The organism is Photorhabdus sp. CRCIA-P01, assembly GCF_003545805.1.
Classification (GTDB): Bacteria; Pseudomonadota; Gammaproteobacteria; order Enterobacterales; family Enterobacteriaceae; genus Photorhabdus; species Photorhabdus antumapuensis.
In genome coordinates, this window is the sequence record NZ_NMQR01000021.1 from 1 (window position 1) to 18,359 (window position 18,359).

Below are 18,359 nucleotides of genomic sequence, written 5' to 3' on the forward strand. Positions count from 1 at the left end.
CAGTTAATGGAAGATAATATTTCGTTTACTCTCTCCATAAAATCAATACATTCCTGAGGAATCTTGTACTGGAAAAACACTTTAAACGTTATATTCCTACCCTGAGCGTCTGGGAGTTTTTCGTATATTTCTCCGCTTTCAACAAATGCAATATATCTATTAATTTTTTCTTGCAATTTAAAGAGGTGTTCATTAATACAAGATGACCTGCAAATGATCAGTTATAACCAAGATTACCTGCTGGGAARCTATATCCTCTTGGGTCATTGTAATTAAATCAATTTTATTTATATCTTCTACAGACATATAGCCTCCTTAATCATCCTTTGCTTTTGGCCTTACTATTTCAACTTCTGTCGGTGGTATCTTAGTTCCACTTTCAAATCCCGGCCTACCTTTCCCAACAACTGTACCTCCGCCCTCTTTGAGTTCTGGAAAACCTGTCTTTTGATTCTTTGTTAATGGTGCAGTTTGAGAGCTTTTACATTCTATGCACTTGATAGATCCATCTCTATCTTTAGCCATAATATCAACCCTAACTTTTGTCCCTTTGTTTGTCTCTATGGTAACTTCCCTAACCGGGGTTTTTAATTTAGGGTCTTGTTTTAACTTATCGTAAACAGATTGTTCAAACTCCTTACCTTTCTCATAATTCTGCCGTATTTGTGAATCAGAGTTAGGTGATTGAACTTTTGTTTTCACGCCATTTTCAAACGTATAGTACCCACCGTTGTTACTATAAATCGTGTTTCCTGAGGCATCTACTTTTCCTGTATTGCCATAAACACTACCTTTTGGCCTGATAACTGAATTCCCTTTTGGGGTATAACCAGTAGGTAATATTGCGCCTTTTCCGACTATATTTATAGAAGTTCTATTAGCTTTTGCCCCAATAATCCCGGTCGCAGTCTCTAGCAACATCAGGTTCCGCTGCTCTTCCTTAACGTACTGTGCCGCATCCGCTTTAGATAATCCGGCGTTCTCCAGCTCTTTCTGCCTCAATTCCGTGTTGAAGAACCCGGAGAGTGGCCCACCGCCGCCATTTAGCCAACTACTCTGCTCTGAACGACCTAGCTTGTCATTGGCACGATAGCCCGAGACCGCCAGTTCTTTACCCAGTTTATGGTTGATAAAGGCCAGCTCTTCGCGACTCAACTCCATTTGTTTCAGGGTGTTGATGGTGGCATCACTGGCCTGCCGATATTCCGTCCAGACCCCTTTACGGCAGCTGTCATCCTGACAAGAGGCCAGTTTTTCCCGCTGTGCCCTTGTCAGTGTGCATCTTAAGGGCAACTGGCTGGAAGAGGCGGGATTTGTGACTGGGCAGCCGGGGCGGGTCAGCATTGAGCACGGGCTGTTGATTATCCGGCTTGTTGAGAACAGTTGACAGCTAAAAGAAGGAAGATCCCGGCCATTTCAACTGACCGGGACGCCTAATTAACAAAAATCCTGTTCTATATTGCCTTCCGCCTTTAGGATTTCCAAAAAGCGTTGATAAGCTGTTTCATCTAACTCAAGTAGATCATCCAATAATTGTTCTTCTATTAATGCCCAATGATGCACACTTTTAGCATCATCATTCGAGAAAAAAATAGTTCTAAAATCTATCGTTGTATCAATAACTGAGACTTCATTAGATTTATATGCCTGTAGACCTCCATAATTTGGTGGTAACCCATAAAAATATGTTTCATCACCAAACCAATATATGGCAAAAACATCAACCATAGAGCCATCTGATTCTTTTATTTTCATTTAACATTATCCTTTATTGAATCTATTACCTTTTTTGGATCCTGTTGGATTCTCTGAGGAGTAGTAATTTTCATGTCATAGGCTTTACCAGTATTTGAGTTGTACTGGTAATGTATAGTTATTGTTTGTCCATTAGGGAGCCTATGTTTCGCCTCCATTTTCTGAAAACCAGCTGCTGTCGGAAAACGGGGATCTTTATTCATACCTAACAATTTACTTCCCTGTAACGGATTTGATTTAACTTGTTTCCAGAAAGTTTGTTCATTCAGCTCCCTTGGTGCGGCAACTTGTTGTCCTGGTTTTGCCGTTGATATCTTCTCAGTATTTTTAATAAACTGCTGATGATAAACAGTATTAGCCGATTTATCACCCAGATTCGTTGTTTTTGCCCAATCTTTTTCAGCGCCGCTTTCTCTGTATTAACAACCGCATCTGTGGTCCCTTTTGTCGTTGGCGATGATTTCGGCCCTTTGCTGCCTTCAACAATAACAGGCAGCGTCATCGTCATCGCAGCGGCAGTCTCCTTACTCATGCCCATCGCTTCAAAGCGTTTTGTCCAGCCGAGTTTGCCTACTTTGCCTGTGGCCGCCTGGACGCGCTGAATGTGGCAATTATGGAGAGGAAAGTCAATTGGGTGCTGGATCTGGACATCAGTCGGTTCTTCGATACCGTGGAGCATGACTGGCTCATCCGGTTTATTCAGCACAGGATAAGGGACGGTCGGATGTTGCGATTAATCAGGCAGTGGGTCACGGTGGGGATAGTTGATGAACACGGTCACCGACAGAAGTCGCATTGTGGCACGCCGCAAGGTGCTGTCATATCGCCACTGCTGGCGAATATCTATCTGCACTACAGCTTTGACCTTTGGCTCAACGCATGGCTGAAACGAGTGATAGAAGGGCACATCAATTACTATGGCGTCCCCTTCAACAGCAGAGCATTGTGTCAATTTGTGGAAGAAGTGAAGCGGATGTGGTTGAAGTCACTGAGACGGCGAAGCCAGCGGCACAAAATGACGTGGTCGCGTTACAGTCAGTTGGTGACTAAATGGATACCGTCCCCCCGAATTGTACATCCTTATCTTTTGCAGCGCTTTTACGCCAAACACCCGAGGTAGGAGCCGGATGCGTTAGTAGCGCACGTCCGGATCTGTGCGGGGGGTAGCCGGTAACGGCTATTCCTACCGCGACCAGTTTGCAGCTGGAAAGTTAAAAAGGATCGAAATTAGCGCAGTGAGCAAGCCTTCTGCGCTAATTTAGTCATTGAGATCACATAGTTAATACATCTATTTTAAGCAATATCACCTTCTTCATATCTTAACTGAATATTAACAGGTGCAAGAATTTCCCCAACCTTTTCCAAAAAATCAGCACATTCATGTGGGATATAATACTTAAAATAAACTTCTATTAATATTTCACTTTTTCCACAAGAAGCAGGAAAGCTTTCGTATATCTCTCCGCTTTCAATAAAACGAATATAACTATTTATTTTTTCTTGTAGTTTTAGTAAATGTTCTTCTATCGAACCACTCCACGATAAATGATCAGTTAATCCCAGAACAACTAAGTTTTCATTGTCATTAGGTATACCTATCATATCTATTTTGTTCACATCTTCTATAGACATATTAACTCCTTACTTAATCTTTAGAAGTGGGCCTGATAATGTCAACCTTGGTTGGCGGTATTTTGCTCCCTTCTTCAAAACCCGGTTTTCCTTTTCCAACGACAGTGCCCCCCTTGGTTTCAAGTTCAGGAAAACCTTTCTTTTGATTTGTTGTTAATGGAGCAGTTGATGAGCTTTTACATTCAACACAGATAATGTTTCCTTCTTTATCTTTGCCTATCATGTCAACCCTTATTTTTGTATTACTATCTGTTTTGACAGTAATTTCTCGTGCTGATTCAACTTTATCAACTTTGAATTTATCGTAAGTAGATTGTTCAAATTCTTTACCCTTCTCATAATTCTGCCGTATTTGTGAATCAGAGTTAGGTGATTGAACTTTTGTTTTCACGCCATTTTCAAACGTATAGTACCCACCGTTGTTACTATAAATCGTGTTTCCTGAGGCATCTGCTTTTCCTGTATTGCCATAAACACTACCTTTTGGTCCGATAACTGAATTCCCTTTTGGAGCATAACCAGTAGGTAATGTTGCGCCTTTTCCGACTATATTTATAGAAGTTCTATTAGCTTTTGCCCCAATAATTCCCGTCGCTGTTTCCAGCAACATCAGGTTCCGCTGCTCTTCCTTAACGTACTGTGCCGCATCCGCTTTAGATAATCCGGCGCTCTCCAGCTCTTTTTGCCTCAATTCCGTATTAAAGAACCCGGAGAGTGGTCCACCGCCACCATTTAACCAACTGCTCTGCTCTGAACGACCTAGCTTATCATTGGCACGATAGCCCGATACTGCCAGTTCTTTACCCAGCTCGTGGTTGATAAAGGCCAGTTCTTCACGGCTCAACTCGCCATTCAACGCCATCTGTTTCAGGGTGTTGATGGTCGCATCACTGGCCTGCCGGTATTCCGTCCAGACCCCTTTACGGCAGCTGTCATCCTGACACGATGCCAGTTTACCGCGCATGTCCTCCACTGACGGCAGACCTTTATCCAGAATACGCTGGCTCAGTTCTTTGGCCTTGCCACAGGCTTCCGGTGACAGCGTACTGCAATCCCCCAGATTTCGGGAAGCCAGCGCATTATTCTCCACCGCATTCTTCCCGGCCTGGGCTCCGGTGACGGCGCTGCCGGTGGAGTCACCGGTAATCCCACCGGCTAGTCCCGCTGCTAGGGTAGAAAGAGTGCTGATGGTCTGTTTTTCTTCTTCACTTAAGTCACTGACTTTAGCATTTTCGCCGTGAATGTGCTTCATCAGTTCCCTGGCGGCCAATTCCCCGCCCGCCGCACCTGCTGCACCGGCTAGCGCATTGTTACCACTGACTTCAGCGGCCACTGCCCCCAGAATCGCATGGGCCAGGGTATTGCTCACGACATCCACTTGATGGGTTTTCGGGTCGGTGGTCAGGTCTTTAATCACTCCGGCGAGGTAAGGGGAAGCGCCGCCCGCCAGTGCCTGACCAATGTTCCCGCCCGCAAGTCCCTGAATGGCGGCAGTGGCCGCCTGTAAAGCGGTGTGGTATTTCCCACCGGTGCCAAGGCCAGATTCATTCAACGCCTGATTATAGGCGGTTTTGTAAATCTGGTCTTGAATGAGTTCCGGGGTGATGTCGGTTTTACCTTTATCCTCCAGGACTTTTATGGCCGCTTTTCTGTCCGGTTCACTGATGTTCTCCAGTTTAGCGTTAGCCGCCTTGGTGGCGATAATGGCCCCTTCGGTACTGGCGATGTCAATCACCTGCGCACTGATTTCGCCAATTAGTTGGGCCTGTTTCAGTCGTTGTTGCTCTTTCTCTTTGTCAAAGATAGGGCTGAGAGCATTGTTAGCATGGTCGGTATCCCGGCTCAGGGGGGTGATGTCCTGCTGCTGGTTGTCTTTATCCCGGATAATCAGGGCGCCGTCACTGACTGCGGCATGGGTGGTGCTTTGAGCATGGCCTTCCCGGTTAGCGCCACCCAGGGTATTGGCCGCCATGTTACTGAGCAACATACCGCCTGCTGAACCCCCGGTGCTGATACTGACGCTGTGGTGTTCGGTTTTAAAATCCGCTTTGTTTTTTATATCGCCAAAGCCGAGAGTGCCGGTATCGAGGGTGTTTTTGTCTTTGTCTGCGGTACTGGCGATAACCGCGCCATCAAGTTGAGTATGTTCACCCACTTTCACTTGATAGCCGCCTTTGCCGGCAAACAGTCCGGTTTGTTCCTGTACGGAATCAAAGTTGCTGTGGATTTTGTCGCGGCTGGCGCTGAGGTTTAATGAACCGCCTGAACCGAGGCCGACAGTGGCACTGATGCCGGCACTGACGTTCTGTTGCTTCATATCGTAGCGGTTGCTGTCCTGCTCGCTACTGAGCGTCAGGTGACGTTTCACGTCGGCGGTAATCTGTTCGCCGCTGACCTGAGCGCCTTTGAGCGTGGCATCCCGGCCGGCGCTGAGGGTGAGGGTTTGCCCCGCATCCAGCGTGGTTTCGTTATGGCTGACGCCGTTGCCGCTTTCACGGCCTTTGCCGTGGTTAACACTGGCGGAGAGATTGAGGCCCGTGCCTCCCGGTCCGGCGGTGAAACCGACCCCCAGTGAGCCTCCGCGACTGCTGTTTTTGCCGGTGGTCTGTTCGGTGTTCTGGCTGGATGAGAGCTGGATATCCCGGCTGGCATTGAGTTGCAGGTTTTTACCTGCCTGCAACTGGCCGCCCTGAATACGGATATCGCCGTTCTGGTCTGGTGTGCCGGCAGCGGTGAGGGTGAGATTATCCCCGGTCATCAGGCTGCTGCCCTGTTGAGTGGTCTGGTGCTGTTTCTGCTCTGACCGGGAGGACTGGCTGCCGTAGGAGAGATTGACCCCTACCAGATTGTTGTTGGCTTTGTCATCGCCGCCTTTAGCATCGGCCAGACGGGCTGCCTGAACCGCCTGTACCCCGCTCAGGGCGGCTTTGGTGCCTTGTAAAGCTTTAATACGGCTGTCACTTTCATTGCTGGCGGCTTGAACCGTTTGAACGGCATTATTCAGGGCCCCGCCTGCGGTGCCGGACAGGGCCACGGTCAGGCCGCTTTGTTTCTGTTCGGTTTTGGTGATAGCGGTGTGATTGTTTTCCGCACTGGTGATGTTAATGTTTTGGCCGGAAAGTTGCGTATCGCGGCCCGCCACGACATCACTGCCGTGAAGGTTAAGCTGTTGTCCGGCGCTGAATGTCACATTGCCCTGGCTGCTGCCCACGGTGCTGCCTTTGTTGAGGTTACCGTCGATGTCGGTGGTGGATTTTTGGCTGGCTTTGCCGACGGTGAAGCCGATACCCCCGGTGCCCATCAGACCGGATTTTTTCTCTTGTTTGAAGTGCGTTTCATGACGGGCTTCATCCGCGGTAGTGATGGTGAGCTGATTGCCCGCGGCCAGATTAACATCCTGAGTGCCGGCCACGTTACTGCCGATGATATTCAGGTCATTCCCGGTTTGTACGGTCACCCGGTCGCCACTGAGCGTGGTGCTCTGTGCCCGGCGTTCATGCACTTCATCGTGGGTTTCAACGGAGGATTTGGAGAGTAAGCCTTTACTGGTCTGTTTGCTGTGTTCTATCAGGTCTGATGAAGCGGTACCGGCATCCAGGGTGATGTTGTTCCCGGCTTGGGCGGTCAGTTGTTGACCGGCATTGACAGTAGCGGCGGTAGCGTTCAGGTTATTGCCTGCCCGGAGTGCCAGGTTACCGGCGGTGGTTATCTGGCTGCCAGTGTCACGCTCCTGAGTGAGATGGCGATAGTTGTCGCTCCCCCAGTCACTGTTTTCCGTGCGATGAGTGCGCAGGGTGTCCAGAGTCAGGTCGAGGCCCGCGGTTATCTCTGTCTGACTGTCTTTACCCGCGTTATCTACTTCACTGGCAGTGAGATGGATGTTGTTGAGGGCTTTCAGCGACAAGGTGCCGTTGTCATTCTGGACATAAATGCCCGCCGGCCGATCCAGCCAGCGGTCAATATTATCTCCGCGCAGGGTAGAGGCGCTGGTGATATCCCGGTTTGCCCGTGCAGAAACGCGGTCACGGCCCTGAATTTGTCCGCCGAGGTTGGTGATGTTCTGCCGGGCGGTTAAATCCACTTTGCCGCTTTGGATAAAGCCGCTATTGGTCAGATTGTTCGCTGTCAATTGGGTGACTTCACGTCCGCGGATAGTGCCGCTGTTGGTGATATCGCCCCGGCTATTTATTGTCACGTTTTTACCGGAGAGCAGGGCACCGTCACCGGTCAGGTCGCCTTTATTCACGCGAGCGTAGACTTGCGGCACGGCGACCACCTGCGTTGTGCCGTTCGGCAGGGTCACGGTGCGGTTGGTCAGCCAGATAATGTCCGAGGTGAGCAGCGCCATTTGCGATGGGCTTAAGGCAATGCCGGGGGTGAGTTGTTGCTGTTTGCTGAAAGCAACGCCGGCTTCCATGAGCGCTTTGAATTGGGTTTCATCATTGTTGTGGCTGGCCAGATAACGCTGACCGGTCAGTTGGGTAATTTGATCGCGCACCAGACGCTGTTCGTAGAACCCATCTCCCAGGCGTTTGTGTGCCAGTGCCGGGTCGCGGGTTAACTGTTGTTGCATGTAATCCGTGCCCAGCCACTTTTTATACTGAGTAAATTGAGGGTCGGTCTCCACTAAATAATGGCTGTCACTGCCCGGCTGTACGACAAACAGGCTGTTGTCCGGCAGGCGGGTATCTGGAGCAACGATGCGGATAAGGGGTTCGATGCGTTGACCTTTGACGGTATCAGACGGTAGCGTCAGTTCAAATTGTTGGCCTGTCGGTAACACCAGCGGGCGATCATCTAATGTGCCACTGTTTGGTAAGCTGACAGGGGCAGGAGGCAGCACCCGTTCAGTTTGTTGAGCCGGTGAAAGTACCGGGTGTTCAGTCAGTGCATCTCTGTTTGGTAGTGCCACTGTGCCGGAGGGTAATACCTGCTCGGTTTGTTGGCCCGTAGGAGAAAGTAATGGGTGTTCAGTCAGTGCGTCTCTGTTTGGTAGAGCCACTGTGCCGGAGGGTAATATCTGCTCAGTTTGTTGGCCCGTAGGAGAAAGTAATGGGCGATCAATCGGTATGTCCCTGTTCGGTAGTGTGATGGTCTCTGTAGGGATAGCGACAGTAGTTCCTGGGCCATTAACCTGCAATGACCGGTCGTCAGTCCGCGTTGGAACGTTGAGAGGGATGGCGTTAATAGTGGCGTTTGTCAGCATGACATCACCTGCTTCCGCCATTCTTGAGAACAGGCTAATTCCGGCAGGTGCACTCTGAACACTGCTTTCCTGCCGGTCACCTATCGTTATGCCGGTGGCGTCAGGACGGGTATTGCCTTTCCAGGCCAAGGCTTTCAGGTCGATGGTTTCGGTTATCGGTGCCGGGTTATAATCGTCCCAATCTTTTCCCTGGGAGGTTTTGGTTCCTCTGAATCGACGTTTTTTCTTTTTGGCATACCAGCGGATTTCACTGCCTTCATCCGTGATAATACGTTCGCCTTTGGTGGCGTTATTGTGCAGTTCGTCAATATCACCGCCCAGGGTTGCGCCTGCCACGATTTGGCTGTCGTTGTTGGTCAGTATTGTGCTGTTCAGGGTCATATTACCCCCGGCCAGGATTTTACCCGGATCACTCTCTTTTATCTGGGTTTCATTGATGGTGCGGGTATATCGGTACTCGTAAAACTCATCATCGCCGTTACCATCCGGCATAACAGCGGTGTGTACGCCGTATTTGTTGCTGTAGGAAGTGTCTACTTGTGACCAGTCATAGCGGGTGGTGTAGCCGCTCAATACCCCTTCATGCCGCTGGGATTTTTCTGTTTCCACGATGTGTGTCACTAGGCGGTCGTTGGTATTTTTGATAATAGCGGCATCAATGCTTAGGTTACCCCCGGCCTCAATGGTGGCCGCGTGGTTGCTGAGTCGGCCAGCTTGACTCGTCGCCGTCAGGTTCTCATCCAGTTGTCCGCCGATGCGCATATCACCCACGCTGTAAATCTGGGCATGGTGACTGTTGTTGAGGGTTCCGGTGCCAATATCTAATCGGTCCCGGGCAGCAATGACGGCGGCTTTGCCATCTTGCGCCGTGTTATTGAGAGTCCCTGTTTCGAGGGCTATTTGATCACCGTAAATACGTCCGGTGCCGGTATTGTTCAGTGTCTTAGTGGTGAGATGGGTGAGATCACCGTCAATGAGTCCCGTGTTGGTCAGTGTGTCTCGGATGCTGACCTCGGTTTTCTTGGCACTGATTTTTGCTGTTTGGGTGTTAGTGAGGTTTTTGGCCTCCAGATGTAATGTTTGCCCGGTTTTTATTGTATTGTCGTTGGTGATATTGCCCGCGGTTTTTAGGGATAAATGACCGTTGGCAGTGATCTTGCCGGTGTTGTGGAAGTCCTGTTTTAAGGCGATCGCCATATCGCCTTGCGATAATACCGGTCCGCTACCACCCAGGGTGCCCGCTTTGATGTGGGCATTTTCCCCCGCAATCAGGGTGCCTTGTTGATTGTCAATGGACAGTTGTTGTGTTTCGTCCTCGATAATGAGCTGTTTGCCACCCGAGATCAGCCCTTGTGTATTATTCAGCGTTTGGCTGACATGAGTTCGCAGGCTGTTGTCTCCCCGTAATGCGCCCTGGGTGTTATCCACCTGTTGAGCTTCAATTATCAGGTTTTGGGCTTCGGTACCTTGGTCGGGGTGATGAGTCTCCCGGTTAATGAGTTCTGCTGTTTTGAGTGTCAGTTGCTGATTACTGTGGATAAAGCCGCCGGTATTGTCGGTTTTTGTCTGGATATTGAGCGTGGCATCCCCAAAGGCTTTGACCTGCCCGCGGCGGTTGTCGAGCTGTTGGGTATTCAGGTGCATGGTGTCTGTTGACAACAATTTACCGTCTTGGTTATCCGTATCGGCTTGCCCGGTGTTGATGGTGAGTTTTTTACCCTGAATATGTCCGTGTTGGTTATTCAGTTTGCCGCTGGTGACGGTAGTGTTGTCATCGCCAAGAATACGGCCATGCTGGTTGTCCAGTCGCTGCCCGTTGGTGTCAATATTGACGGTTTTCGCTGACTGTAATGCACCATTGTGGTTGGTGAGCTTCTGGCTATGAATGTCCAGTCCACTGTTGCCGGCAATTTTTCCCTTGTTATTGGTGAGGGTTGTGCTGGTTATGTCGGTTTTGCCGTCAGCGGCGATAAAACCGGTATCGTTATTTAATTCACCGATATCTAGCGTTAAATCTCCCTGGGCAGAGAATTCACCTGATTTATCTTTGTCACCGTTGTTATCCAGGCGTTGACCTTGGGTATTGAGGTTCAGATTGCCATCAGCGTGGACGGTGCCTTGTTGGTTGTTGAATGCCTGGGTGATCAGTTTTATCTGTTGAGTGCCAACGATGGTGTCCTGGGTGTTATTCACGGCGTCGGTGTTTAGGGGAGCGATTTTACGACTGGCAATCGTGCCCGCTTGATTATGTAAATCACCGCTGGTAATCAGCATATCGCCCTGGCTGTGGATACCGCCTTTATCACCACTGTTTTTATTAGTCAGGGCATGGCCGTGCGTATCGAGAGTCAGTTTGCCCGCGGATTGCAACAGACCGCCGCTGTTGTCGGTTTGGTTCACCGATAGTGTCAGTGCACTGGTTTCGCTGGAGAGTATTCCGCGTTGGTTGTTCAGTTCACCGCCAGTCACGAGGGTTGTTCCCGTCCCTTTGATAAAACCCTCCTGGTTGTCGATTTCTCCGGTGGTGAGGGTTAATGTACCTTGACTGATAACGCCCCCGGTTTTGCCGCTTTTGGCGGTGGTCAGTTTTTCTCCGTGAGTATCCAGCGTCATATCGCCGGTAGACTCTATTCGTCCGCCGGTACTGTTAAGTTCTCCACTGTCGAGTTGCAGGTTTTTCTTACTGAATAGGGTGCCGGCCAGATTGTTTAATGTCTGTTGATGAGTATCAATGTGAGTTTCATCACCACGGATATAGCCGAGTTCGTTGGTGAATTCACCTGTAAGCAGTTTTAGGCTGTCCTGTGCGATGATCCCATCAAGTTCACCGCTATCGGTATTCGTCAGTTTTTGCTGTTGGGTATCCAGTTTCAGACTGGATGTGGATTGTATCAATCCGCTTTGGTTGTTAACCGCCTTCGTTGTTAGATCTGCCTTGCCCTTCGAGAGGATTTTACCCCCGATGTTTTTGAGGTCCTGGCTAGTCAGTGTGGTTTCACCTTTTGAGCCTATCACACCAGCAGTGTTATCGATTTCACCGGCTTTTAAGGTCAAATCACTGCCGCTGCGTATGCCGAAGTCGTCTCCGCTTTGCGTATTAGTCAGCTTTTGGCCGTGGGTGTTAAGCCAAAGGGTTGTTTGGGATTTCAGCAAGCCGCCAGTGTTATTCAGTTCACCGGTATTCAGTGTCAGTTGCTGATGCTGGCTGACCATTTTACCGTCAGTGTTATTAACGGTTCCTGATGATGTCACTTCAAGTTGTTGGCTGGCAGCCACAATTCCCTTATGGTTATCGAGGGTACCCGCAGTCATTGTCAGCGTTCCCTGGCTTGATATGCCTTGTTTAGGTTGGCTGTTGCGGTTGATTATTTTGCCTTGTAGTCCATCAAGGCGGAGATTTTTACCTGCATGGATAAAGCCAGCTTCATTATTGATGCCTTGAGCGGTCAGCTTGACATTGCCTGCACTGATTATGCCTCCGGTCTTGCCGCTGTTGAGGTTAGTCAGTAGTTCACCTTGCGTATTGAGTGTCAGGTCACCGGCGGATTTTAGTAAGCCGCCGCTGTTATCCGTTTGGTCCACCGTTAATGTTAGCGCCCCCTTTTCGCTGGCAAGGGTCCCCCCTTGGTTTTTCAGTTCGCCACCGGTAACGATCGTTGTTCCTATCCCTTTGATAAAACCCTCTTGGTTGTCGATTTCTCCGGTGGAGAGGGTTAATGTACCTTGACTGATAACACCACCCGTTTCGCCGCTTTTGGCGGTGGTCAGTTTTTCTCCGTGAGTATTCAGCGTCATATTGCTATCAGACTTTATTAGCCCGCCGGTACTGTCGAGTTTCCCACTGTCGAGTTGCAGGTTTTTCTTACTGAATAGGGTGCCGGTTAGATTGTTTAATGTTTGTTGATGAGTATCAATGTGGGTTTCGTCGCCACGGATATAGCCACGGTCATTGATGAGTTCACCTGTAAGCAGTTTTAGGCTATCCTGCGCGATGATCCCACCAAGTTTACCGCTATCGGTATTCGTCAGTTTTTGCTGTTGGGTATCCAATTTCAGGCTGGATTTGGATTGTATCAATCCGCTTTGGTTATTAACCGCCTTCGTTGTTAGATCCGCCTTGCCCTGTGAGAAGATTTTACCCCCGATGTTTTTGAGGTCCTGGCTAGTCAGTGTGGTTTCACCTTTTGAGTCTATCACGCCAGCCAAGTTATCAATTTCACCCGCTTCCAGGGTCAGGTCACTACCGCTGCGTATGCCGAGATCATCTCCGCTTTGCGTATTAGTCAGTTTCTGACCGTGAGTGTTGAGTAAAAGCGTTGTTTGGGATTGCAGCAAACCACTCGTGTTATTCAGTTCACCGGTATTCATGGTGAGTTGTTGATGCTGGCTGAGCATTTTACCGCGGGTATTATCAACGGCTCCTGTTGATGTCACGTTGAGCTGCTTATCGGCGATAACTCTTCCCTGTTGATTATCGAGGGTACCCGCAGTTATTGCCAACTCTCCCTGGCTTGAGATCCCCTGTTTAGGCTGGCTGTTGCGGTTGGTTATTTTGCCTTGTTGCCCATCTAGAGTCAGGTTTTTATCCGCATGGATCCAGCCCGCTTCATTATTGATGCCTTGAGCGGTCAGCTTGACATTGCCTGCACTGATTATGCCTCCGGTCTTGCCGCTGTTGAGGTTAGTCAGTAGTTCACCTTGTGTATCGAGTGTCAGATCACCCGCGGATTTCAACAGGCCGCCGCTATTATCGGTTTTTTTCACGGTCAATGTGAGTGCGCTGGTTTCACTGGCAAGGGTTCCGCCTTGGTTGTTCAGTTCGCCACCAGTCACAGTGGTTGTTCCTGTAGCGATAATCACACCGTCTTGGTTGTCAATTTCACCGGTGGTTAGCGTCATATCGCCGGTAGACTCTATTCTCCCGCCAGTACTGTTGAGTTCTCCGCTATCGAGTTTTAGATTTTTTTGACTGACTAGGGAGCCCGCCACATTGTTTAGCGCTTGCTGATGGGTGTTAATGTGGGTTTCATCGCCCCGGATATAGCCGCGGTCATTGATCAGTTTACCGGTCGTCAGTTCCAAAGCCTCTTCCGCGACGATCCCGCTGTTTTTACCGCTATCGGTGTTGGTGAGTTCGTGCTGTTGGGTATCTAATTTCAGACTGGCTAAGGATTGTATCAGCCCACGTTGGTTGTTGACCGCTTGTGTTGTCAGATCGGCTTTTTTCCGCGAGAGGATTTTACCGTCGGTATTGTTGAGGTTTTGGCTGGTCAGCAAGGTTTCGCCTTGTGAATCTATCACGCCAGCGGTGTTATCAATTTCACCGGCGTCCAGGGTCAGATCACTGCCGCTGCGTATGCCGAGATCATCTCTGCTTTGCGTATTAGTCAGCTTTTGGCCATGGGTGTTGAGTAAAAGCGTTGTTTGGGATTGCAGTAGACCACCGGTGTTATTCAGTTCGCCGGTATTCAATGTCAGTTGCTGATGCTGGCTGACCATTTTACCGCGGGTATTATCAACGGTTCCTGTTGATGTCACGTTGAGGTGTTGATTGGCGACCACCGTCCCCTTATGGTTATCGAGGGTTCCCGCAGTTATTGTTAACTCGCCCAGGCTTGATATCCCCTGTTCAGGCTGGCTGTCGCGGTTGGTTATTGTGCCTTGTTGCCCATTCAGAGTCAGGTTTTTATCCGCACGGATCAGGCCCGCTTCGTTATTGATACCTTGAGCGGTCAGGTTGACATTGCCTGTACTGATTATGCCACCGGTTTTGCCACTGTTGAGGTTGGTCAACAAGCCACCTTGCGTATCCAGTATCAGGTCACCGGCGGATTGCAGTAAGCCGCCGCTGTTGTCAGTTTGGTTCACCGTTAATGTCAGCGCCCCTGTTGTGCTGGTAAGGGTCCCACCCTGGTTGTTCAGTTCACCGCCAGTCACGAGGGTTGTGCCTGTCCCTTCGATAAAACCCGCCTGGTTGTCGATTTCGCCGGTGGTCAGGGTCATTGTCCCTTGACTGATAATGCCACCGGTTTTACCGCTTTTGGCGGTGGTCAGTTTTTCTCCGTGCGTGTCCAGTGTCATATCACCAGCAGACTCTATTCTCCCGCCAGTACTGTTGAGTTCTCCGCTATCGAGTTTTAGATTTTTCTTACTGGCTAGGGTGCCCGCCACATTGTTTAGCGCTTGCTGATGGGTGTTAATGTGGGTTTGATCACCCCGGATAGATCCGCGGTCATTGATCAGTTTACCGGTCGTCAGTTCCAAGGCATCTTCCGCGATAATCCCGCCGTTTTTACCGTTATCGGTGTTAGTCAGTTCATGCTGTTGGGTATCCAGTTTCAGACTGGCTGCGGATTGTATCAGCCCACGTTGGTTGTTGACCGCTTGTGTTGTCAGATCGGCTTTTTTCCGCGAGAGGATTTTACCGTCGGTATTGTTGAGGTTTTGGCTGGTCAGCAAGGTTTCGCCTTGTGAATCTATCACGCCCGCGGTGTTATCAATTTCACCCGCTTCGAGGGTCAGGTCACTGCCGCTGCGGATACCGCGTTTTTCTCCGCTCTGTGCGTTAATCAGTTTCTGACCTTGGGTGTTGAGTGACAGGGTTGTGCCGGATTTCAGCAGACCACCGGTATTGTCAACTGTCCCGGATGTCACGGTGAGTTGTTTATCCGCTTCTACAGATCCTTGATGGTTATCAAGACCACTTGCCGTCAGTGTCAAGTTTCCTGAGCTACGGATACCCTGATTAGGCCGGCTGTTGCGGTTGGTGACGGTTCCCTTTTGCCCGTCAAGGATCAGGTTCTTACCCGCATGGATTAGGCCCGCATCGTTGTTAACGCCTTCGGTCGTCAGCTTCATGTTGCCTGTGCTGATGATGCCCCGGTCTTTGCCGCTGTGGGTGTTGGTAAGCAGCCCACCTTGCGTATCCAATGTTAGGTCACCGGCGGATTGCAGTAAGCCGCCGCGGTTGTCGGTTTTGTTTACCGTTAATGTCAGTGAGCCGGTTTTGCTGGCCAGTTTTCCGCGTTGGTTGTGGAGTTCTCCCCCGGTTATCGTTGTTGTTCCGGTACCCATGATGGTGCCGCTTTGGTTGCTTAGCCGCTGTTCATGAGTGTCGAGGTGAATGCCGTGACCAAGGATAACGCCCGCGTCATTGGTCAGTTTACCGCTGGAAAGGCGTAATGCGTCTTTGGCAATAATCCCGCCCGTTTTGCCACTGTCGGTATTGGTCAGGGCCTGGTTTTGGGTATCCAACAACAGGCTTGACTCTGATTGGATCTGTCCACGCGTGTTATCTAATGCCTGTGTGGTCAGTTCCGCCCGCTGTTGTGATAAGAGTTGTCCATCGGTATTGTTAACCTGACCGGCGTTAAGGGTGGTTTTTCCTTTAGCGGAAATGGTGCCGGCGGTGTTGTTGATATCACCCGTGCGGAGTTCCAGATTACCGTTGCTTAATATGATGCCTTTTTTGATCTCTGTTTCGTCATCATTTTTAGTGTCTTTGGTGTTTTTAATATTAGTCAGTTTCTGCCCATGAGTATTCACTGTCATGTCACTGTCGGATTGTAATAGACCGTCAGTGTTATCCAGTTCACCGCTGTTTAGGGTGAGTTTTTCTCGGGCAATCACCTGTCCCGCGGTGTTGGTGAATTTATGTCCTTTTGTCTGGCTGTCTATTTGCTGAGCCAGTAATAAGCCTTGATGGTTATTCAGCGCCTGACTTTTTGTGGTGAGCGCTGTTTTGGCTTCGATTCGGCCGTCAACGTTTTCAATGTCTTTTCCAATGATCAGTGCTGTGCTACCCCCGGTGGCCGCGATTTTGCCTTTGCGGTTATTCAAGGTGGCGGCATCGATTTTCAGGGTGCCATTACCTTTAATCTCGCCATTGTGGTTATTCAGCGTATTGGCAGTCAGGGACATGTTGTCCTTGCCCTGTTGCTGCATTATGCCGCTCTGATGGCTTAATGTGTCTGCTTTTATTGTAATTTTGTCGGCGGTGGTGACTGCGTTTTGGTTCAGTTGCAGGTTGTGGGCTTGTACATCCAGTTCACCGTTGGAGAGCAGTTTGCCTCCGTCGCCTATCCACTGAGGGGTGTTGAGTGACAGTTTACCTTTGCCGGCGAGTTGAATTGTCCCGCCTTCCGTGTTGTTTGCTTCCTGGTGGACGGTTAGGTTCAGGTCATCCCCATTATTGGCGATTTTTCCATAACGGTTGTCCAGATTGCTTGTGGTGATAGCCAGTCGTTTTCCTTCATTGAGAAGGGTCCCGCTGTGGTTATTCAGTGTTTGGGTGTTGAGTACCAGCTCGCCTTTGCCGGTTTGATTAATTTTCCCCTGATGGTTGGATAAGTCTGGGGTCGTTAAGTTGATTTCCCGTGCGACCAGTGTGCCGCCGTCATTGTTAAATTGTCTGGGTGTTTTCGCTGTAAAGCGGTCAGCGGTGACCGTGGCGTTGGCGGTGCTAATCTCTTGCTGACTGGCAGTGAGTTGAATGTGGTTGGCAGAAGTTTGGCTGCTGCCGAGATCAATCTTTTTACTCTGTACTTCCAGAGTATGGGTTGTCAGATTTTTTCCGTTGGCCTGAATGTGCTGTTTGGCGGTCAGTGTCAGCGATCCGGGTAGCGTGGCTTTTCCTTTATCATCAATTCCGGCAGCCAGGGTACTGCCGCTGGCGCTCTGTATCGATTCCGCCTTGATTGTGGTATGACTGCGTGCCGCAACCGTGCCGCTATTCTCAATCTGCCCATCAACCGTGAGACGGACTTCGCCCGCGGTTGCGCCGATGTGGCCGGCGTTACGTACCCCTACGCCAAACTCGGTGCCCACCAGCACGATTTTATTGGCATACATGCCACCGAGTGCGGCTACATCCAGCGTAAATGAGGGATTCTTGCTGCCGTCAGCCGATTTTTTCTCCATGTTCTGGTGAGCGGCATCAACGATATTACGTCCGGTGGTGACTTTCAGATCTTTCGCGTGCAGTTTACCGTTGATGACTACCGAGCGGGCAATAATTTCGGTGTAATTTTGTTGTGAGCTATCCATTCCCAGGTCTTCAATGCGCACTTCTCCCCGCTCAATATCAAAGCCTTTCAGTCGGCCTTGTTCCATCATGGCCTGCCCTGTGGTGAGTGTTGCGCGATGGGCGTTAATGAATCCACAACCGTTGCAGGTGATACCTGCCGGGTTGGCAATAATCACGTCGGCTTTTTGTCCGGCGACTTCTATCCAGCCATTAAGTTTACTGGCGCCGACGCTGTTCACTTCATTGAGAATGATTTTGGCTTCCGCTTTGGCAAGCCACGGATTGCCGGCCACCATACCGCCCAGTTGAGTTTGGACCGCATTGTGACTGTTGTTAAGGATAACACCTCGTTTATCGATATCAAATTGGCTGTAGGTATTATGCGAGATACCCGCGGCGTTAGGGGTTTGAATATCGATTTGTGGCGTACCGTTTGCGCTGTTCAGGACAGTCGGTTGTTGGTTACCCGGTGCTTGTCCGTCGGCCACAATATTGGCTTGCGCTGTTAGGGAGATGCCGCCGGTTGCCAATAACACACTCAGTCGTAACGCCGTCAGTCGGCAAAGGCATTGGGGTGATTGCCGACGACTGCGGCGGCGTACCGTACTACCTTGCCCGGAAGTTGCAATATCGGCCACGACCATCAGCATGTTCCGGGCTTTGTTAAAGATAATACGATACAGATGCTTGTTCATTGTTTCTCTCCGCTAACACTTTTTATCTACTACGCTTTGGCAACGT

8 protein-coding genes and 1 pseudogene are annotated in these 18,359 nt (G+C 49.9%); 3 read left to right on the plus strand and 6 right to left on the minus strand.

Annotated elements, in window-relative coordinates:
* Together D3222_RS26740 and D3222_RS13480 are read right to left on the minus strand one after the other, a co-directional pair.
* Positions 1-221, minus strand: a 221-nt coding sequence (locus D3222_RS26740) for a DUF6572 domain-containing protein (RefSeq protein ID WP_369973520.1), incomplete at its 3' end; no start/stop codon positions are given.
* Positions 222-315: 94 nt separating this feature from the next.
* Positions 316-1,344 (minus strand): hypothetical protein, encoded by a 1,029-nt coding sequence (locus tag D3222_RS13480; protein ID WP_232832520.1) that lies wholly within the window; start codon positions 1,342-1,344, stop codon positions 316-318.
* Between D3222_RS13480 and D3222_RS26005 the strand changes: the two genes are divergently transcribed.
* Entirely contained in the window at positions 1,316-1,387 is a 72-nt protein-coding gene (locus tag D3222_RS26005) for a hypothetical protein (protein ID WP_232832519.1), read from the plus strand. The genes D3222_RS13480 and D3222_RS26005 overlap by 29 nt on opposite strands.
* Positions 1,388-1,437: 50 nt before the next feature.
* Here the strand turns inward: D3222_RS26005 and D3222_RS13490 are convergent, their stop codons facing one another.
* Positions 1,438-1,755, minus strand: coding sequence for a hypothetical protein (locus D3222_RS13490; RefSeq protein ID WP_049584805.1), 318 nt, complete (start codon positions 1,753-1,755; stop codon positions 1,438-1,440).
* 265 nt (positions 1,756-2,020) lie between these two features.
* Positions 2,021-2,434 carry a hypothetical protein gene (locus D3222_RS26010; protein ID WP_232832517.1) on the minus strand — a complete coding sequence of 138 codons (414 nt, stop codon included), beginning with the start codon at positions 2,432-2,434 and terminating at the stop codon, positions 2,021-2,023.
* Here D3222_RS26010 and D3222_RS26745 point away from each other — a divergent pair.
* Together D3222_RS26745 and D3222_RS26015 are read left to right on the plus strand one after the other, a co-directional pair.
* Positions 2,369-2,578: pseudogene (locus tag D3222_RS26745) on the plus strand (reverse transcriptase domain-containing protein); the annotation flags it as partial. The gene D3222_RS26010 and the pseudogene D3222_RS26745 overlap by 66 nt on opposite strands.
* Positions 2,579-2,634: 56 nt before the next feature.
* The gene (locus D3222_RS26015) at positions 2,635-2,805 is read left to right on the plus strand and encodes a hypothetical protein (RefSeq protein WP_157975396.1); all 171 of its coding nucleotides are present in this window, start codon (positions 2,635-2,637) and stop codon (positions 2,803-2,805) included.
* A gap of 243 nt (positions 2,806-3,048) precedes the next feature.
* On the opposite strand, the gene D3222_RS13505 is transcribed toward D3222_RS26015, so the two are convergent.
* Positions 3,049-3,387, minus strand: a complete 339-nt coding sequence (locus D3222_RS13505) for a DUF6572 domain-containing protein (RefSeq protein WP_049582794.1) — start codon at positions 3,385-3,387, stop codon at positions 3,049-3,051.
* 13 nt (positions 3,388-3,400) lie between these two features.
* Positions 3,401-18,313: a hemagglutinin repeat-containing protein gene (locus D3222_RS26750; protein ID WP_157975328.1), complete on the minus strand. Its 14,913-nt coding sequence runs from the start codon at positions 18,311-18,313 to the stop codon at positions 3,401-3,403.
* Between the last annotated feature and the right edge of the window lie 46 nt (positions 18,314-18,359).

Excerpts from the sequence above, each read along its gene's own strand:
- D3222_RS13480 (WP_232832520.1), bottom strand. The coding sequence starts at position 1,344 with ATGCTGACCCGCCCCGGCTGCCCAGTCACAAATCCCGCCTCTTCCAGC.
- D3222_RS13490 (WP_049584805.1), bottom strand. The coding sequence starts at position 1,755 with ATGAAAATAAAAGAATCAGATGGCTCTATGGTTGATGTTTTTGCCATA.
- D3222_RS26010 (WP_232832517.1), bottom strand. The coding sequence starts at position 2,434 with ATGCTCCACGGTATCGAAGAACCGACTGATGTCCAGATCCAGCACCCA.
- D3222_RS26015 (WP_157975396.1), top strand. The coding sequence starts at position 2,635 with ATGGCTGAAACGAGTGATAGAAGGGCACATCAATTACTATGGCGTCCC.
- D3222_RS13505 (WP_049582794.1), bottom strand. The coding sequence starts at position 3,387 with ATGTCTATAGAAGATGTGAACAAAATAGATATGATAGGTATACCTAAT.
- D3222_RS26750 (WP_157975328.1), bottom strand. The coding sequence starts at position 18,313 with ATGAACAAGCATCTGTATCGTATTATCTTTAACAAAGCCCGGAACATG.